Raw genomic sequence first — 4,334 nt, forward strand, 5'->3', positions numbered from 1 at the left:
GATTTCTGCCGCTATCACGCCGTCAGAGCGGCAGAAATCGCGACCCGAACCGGGGGCGACGGGCGCCCGCGACCCGAGCCCGAGTCGACCGGCGCCCGCGACCCGAACCCGAGTCGACGGGCGCCCGCGGCTAAGGCTTCGTCTTCGCGAGCACCCGGCGCAGGTCGTCGCGCGTGCGGATCTTCCCGGTCTTGATGGCGTCGGTGACGACGACCTCCTGCGAGGCTGTGACGACCGGCACCTCTTCGCCGTCGGCGTCCAGAACCTTGCCGTCCTTGATCGTCGCACCGTCGAACAGCGCCTCATCGGCGAGAAGTCGGGCGAGGTCTTCCTCCCTGATGACACGACCGGTCCCGGGGATGAACGCTGAGCGTTCACTCGACTTTCCGCCGATGTGGTTGAAGAGGAGGTTCAGCACCACGGCCATGAGCGCTGCAGACGAGATCCCGGAGTGCAGGATGATGCCGACCCAGCTCGGGAATGCGTCGTAGAACTCGGGAAGGACCACCGGGATGATGCCGAACCCCAGCGACACCGCGACGATCACCATGTTCATGTTGCCCTCGTAGTCGACCTTCGCGAGGGTGCGGATGCCGGCGGCGGCGACCGAGCCGAACAGCACGATGCCCGCTCCTCCGAGCACGGGCGGCGGGACGGCCGCGACCAGTCCTCCGACGATGGGCAGCAACCCGAGCACCACGAGGATCACGCCGCCCGCGCTGACGACGAACCGCGACTTCACCCCGGTGATGGCGACCAGCCCGACGTTCTGCGCGAACGCGGACTGTGTGAACGAGTTGAAGATCGGAGCGACGGCCGACGAGATCATGTCGGCGCGCAGGCCGTCCGCGATCCGCTTGGAGTCGACCTTGGTGCCGACGATCTCACCGACCGCGATGATGTCGGCAGTCGTCTCGGTCATGGTCACGATGATGACGATGAACATCGAGATGATGCTGGCGATGCCGAACGTCGGCAGGCCGAACGCGAACGGCTGCGGCAGGGCGACGATGCCCCCGTCCGCGACGTTCGAGAAGTCTGCCCACCCGAAGATGCCGGCGAACGTGGTCCCGACGACGATCGAGATGAGGATCGCCAGGCGCGAGACGGTGGGAGACGCGACCTTGCTCAGCACCAACACGAGGACGAGCGTGCCCATCGCCAGTCCGATGTTCTGCACGCTGCCCCACATCGGATCCTCCGGCGATGTTCCACCCATCGCCCACTGCGCCGCGACCGGCATGAGCGTGAGCCCGATCGTCGTGATCACCGTGCCGGTGACGACGGGCGGGAAGAACCGCACGATCATGGCGAAGAACGGCGCAACGATGAGCCCGGCGACGGATGCTGCGATCACGGCGCCGAATACGCCCGGCAGCCCCTCGCCCGCGGCGAGGATCGCCGTCATCGTCGCGACCCCCGAGAACGAGACGCCCTGCACCAGAGGCAGCTGCGAACCGAAGAACGGCACACCCCACGACTGCAGGATCGTGGCGAGCCCGCCGATGAACAGGCAGGATGCGATGAGCAGGCCGATCTCGCCCGGAGCAAGGCCCGCGGCGTTGCCGATGATGAGCGGCACGGCGATGATGCCGCCATACATCGTCAGCACATGCTGCAGTCCGTAGGCGAAAGTGGGGCCGAGACGGAGTCTCTCGTCCTCAGGACGGCGAATTCTGGGCGTTCTCGACATCGATATCTCTCCATTGAGGTGCATCCGTCATGTTCACCGCTGACCAGCGGTTCCCACTGATTTCACGATGCGGAATTGCATTTCCGCGTACTCGATTGGGGCGATGCTAGCACCGCATGGACGAGACGCGCCATGGTTGTGCTAATTTACGAACGCCGGTCATCGAAGACCGGCCGGCGGAACAGCAGACGCCGAGAAACCTGAGCTGGCAGCCCGAGCCCCAGCCTGTGTCGCCAGAGGAAAGGCGACACCATGGCAAGAATCTGGCTCCGCGACCCGCTCGCAGTCCACCTCGGCGCAGGCGCAGACCCGCGTCTGGCAACGCGCGGCATCGTCATCGATACGCAGTCCGGCACGATCGCAGAACTGGTCGCTATGGGCGAGAATCCCGTGGCAGACGAGGTCTTCGACGCGAGCGCGCACGTGATCACACCGGGGCTGATCAACACGCACCATCACTTCTACCAGACGCTCACCCGCGCCTGGGCGCCGGTGGCAGACCTGCCCCTGTTCGGGTGGCTCGTAAACCTCTACCCGGTGTGGGCGCGGCTCACCCCGCGTGCCCTCGAGCTCGCGACGACTGTGGCGATGGCCGAGCTGCTGCAGTCCGGATGCACGACGGCGGCCGACCATCATTACCTGTTCCCGACCGGCATGGACGAGGCCATCGACATCCAGGTCGACGTCACTCGCCGCCTGGGTATGCGCGCCATGCTCACCCGCGGATCGATGTCGCTCGGGGAGGACGACGGCGGACTGCCGCCGCAGCAGACCGTGCAGGATCCGGACGTCATCCTCGCCGACTCCGAGCGCCTCGTCAGCCGGTACCACGAGCGGAGCGTCGGCGCGCAGGTGCAGATCGGGCTCGCACCGTGCTCGCCGTTCTCGGTCACGACGTCGCTGATGGCAGACTCCGCAGCGCTCGCGACCAGGCTCGACGTTCGACTGCACACGCATCTGGCCGAGACGCTCGACGAGGAGCAGTTCTGCCGTGAGCGCTTCGGCCTGCGCACAGTGGAATACCTCGACTCCGTCGGCTGGCTGTCGGATCGCACCTGGCTCGCACACGGGGTGCACTTCAACGACGACGAGGTCGCCGCGCTCGGCAGAGCCGGCACCGCCGTCGCGCACTGTCCGACCTCGAACATGCGCCTGGCCAGTGGGATCGCGCGGGCCGTCGAACTGGAGGATGCCGGAGTGCCGCTCGGCCTCGGCGTCGACGGTTCGGCATCCAATGACGCCTCGAACATGATCCGCGAGGTCCGTCAGGCGCTCTATCTGCAGCGGCTGCGCTACGGCACCGAACAGGTGACGAGTGCGCGGGTGCTCGACTGGGCGACCACGGGGTCCGCTGCGACGCTCGGCCGGGCCGACATCGGCAGCATCGCGCCGGGGATGCAGGCCGACCTGGCGATGTTCCGGCTGGACGGACTCGCCTTCTCGGGTTCTCACGATCCGATCGCAGCCCTCGTGCTGTGCGGAGCCGAACGCGCCGATCGCGTGATGGTCGGCGGGAAATGGCGCGTGCTCGACGGACAGGTCGCCGGCCTCGACGTCGAGGGCCTGATCGCCGAGCATCAGCAGGCCGCCCGCACCCTCGTCACCGCCAGCTGATCACTTGTCGAGATGAAAGGATGGATGCACACATCGAGAGGGAGACTATGTCCTGGATCGTCACCGGCGGCGCCGGCTACATCGGATCGCACGTCGTTCGCGCACTCGCACAGGCCGGGCTCACACCCGTCGTCCTGGACGATCTCTCCTCCGGCTCCCCGTCGTTCGTGCCGGAGGACGTGGCGCTGGTGCAGGGCAGCATCCTGGATCGCGACCTCGTCGAGAAGGCGCTGCGCGACCACCGGGCCGAGGGCGTCATCCACGTCGCCGGTTACAAGTACGCCGGGGTCTCGGTGCAGCGCCCGCTGCACACGTACGCGCAGAACGTCGACGGCACGCGCGTGATCCTCGAGGCGATGGCGGCTACGGGCGTCCGCAACATCGTGTTCTCCTCGTCGGCGGCGGTGTTCGGCACCCCGGACGTTCCGCTGGTCGTCGAAGAAACCGCCAAGAAGCCCGCGAGCCCCTACGGCGAGTCCAAGCTCATCGGCGAGTGGATGCTGCGCGACCAGGCGATTGCGACGGCGGAGTCGGATGCTCCGCTGCGGCACACCTCGCTGCGCTACTTCAACGTGGTCGGCTCCGCCGACCCGACGGTCTACGACGTCAGCCCGCACAACCTCTTCCCGATCGTTTTCGAGAAGCTGCTCGCCGGTGACACACCCGCGATCTTCGGCGACGACTACGACACGGAAGACGGCACGAACGTGCGCGACTACGTGCACGTCGGCGACATCGCCGCAGCGCACGTCGAGGCGGCGAAGCGCCTGGCCGGTGGCGAGAGCATCGAGCCGGCGTACAACCTCGGCTCCGGCGACGGCCTGTCGGTGAAGCAGATCATGGATGCCATGGTCCGGGTCACCGGCATCGACTTCGTCCCCGAGATCGGACCGCGCCGCGCCGGCGACCCCGACCGCATCGTCGCCACCGGAGAGCTCGCCGCCCGCGACCTCGACTGGAAGATGCGCTACACCGTCGACGAGATGGTGCGCACGGGTTGGGACGCCCGCCGCAGCGCGGGCTGAGG

Annotated in this window: 3 protein-coding genes; 2 read left to right on the forward strand and 1 reads right to left on the reverse strand. The window is 67.4% G+C overall.

Translation table 11 applies throughout. The features are described 5' to 3' along the window. Positions 1–130: 130 nt before the first annotated feature. Entirely contained in the window at positions 131–1,693 is a 1,563-nt protein-coding gene (locus tag ACTICP_RS15920; RefSeq protein WP_441894027.1) for a nucleobase:cation symporter-2 family protein, read from the reverse strand. Between the two features lie 252 nt (positions 1,694–1,945). Here ACTICP_RS15920 and ACTICP_RS15925 point away from each other — a divergent pair, with 252 nt between their 5' ends. Beyond that, positions 1,946–3,307 carry an 8-oxoguanine deaminase gene (locus ACTICP_RS15925; protein WP_441894029.1) on the forward strand — a complete coding sequence of 454 codons (1,362 nt, stop codon included), beginning with the start codon at positions 1,946–1,948 and terminating at the stop codon, positions 3,305–3,307. 47 nt (positions 3,308–3,354) lie between these two features. After that, complete coding sequence (gene galE / locus ACTICP_RS15930) at positions 3,355–4,332, forward strand: UDP-glucose 4-epimerase GalE (RefSeq protein ID WP_441894031.1); 978 nt, start codon at positions 3,355–3,357, stop codon at positions 4,330–4,332. The last annotated feature ends 2 nt before the right edge of the window (positions 4,333–4,334 follow it).

The sequence above is a fragment of the Microbacterium sp. genome, from assembly GCF_052102115.1.
GTDB lineage: Bacteria > Actinomycetota > Actinomycetes > Actinomycetales > Microbacteriaceae > Microbacterium.

Excerpts from the sequence above, each read along its gene's own strand:
- ACTICP_RS15925 (WP_441894029.1), top strand. The coding sequence starts at position 1,946 with ATGGCAAGAATCTGGCTCCGCGACCCGCTCGCAGTCCACCTCGGCGCA.
- galE (WP_441894031.1), top strand. The coding sequence starts at position 3,355 with ATGTCCTGGATCGTCACCGGCGGCGCCGGCTACATCGGATCGCACGTC.
- ACTICP_RS15920 (WP_441894027.1), bottom strand. The coding sequence starts at position 1,693 with ATGTCGAGAACGCCCAGAATTCGCCGTCCTGAGGACGAGAGACTCCGT.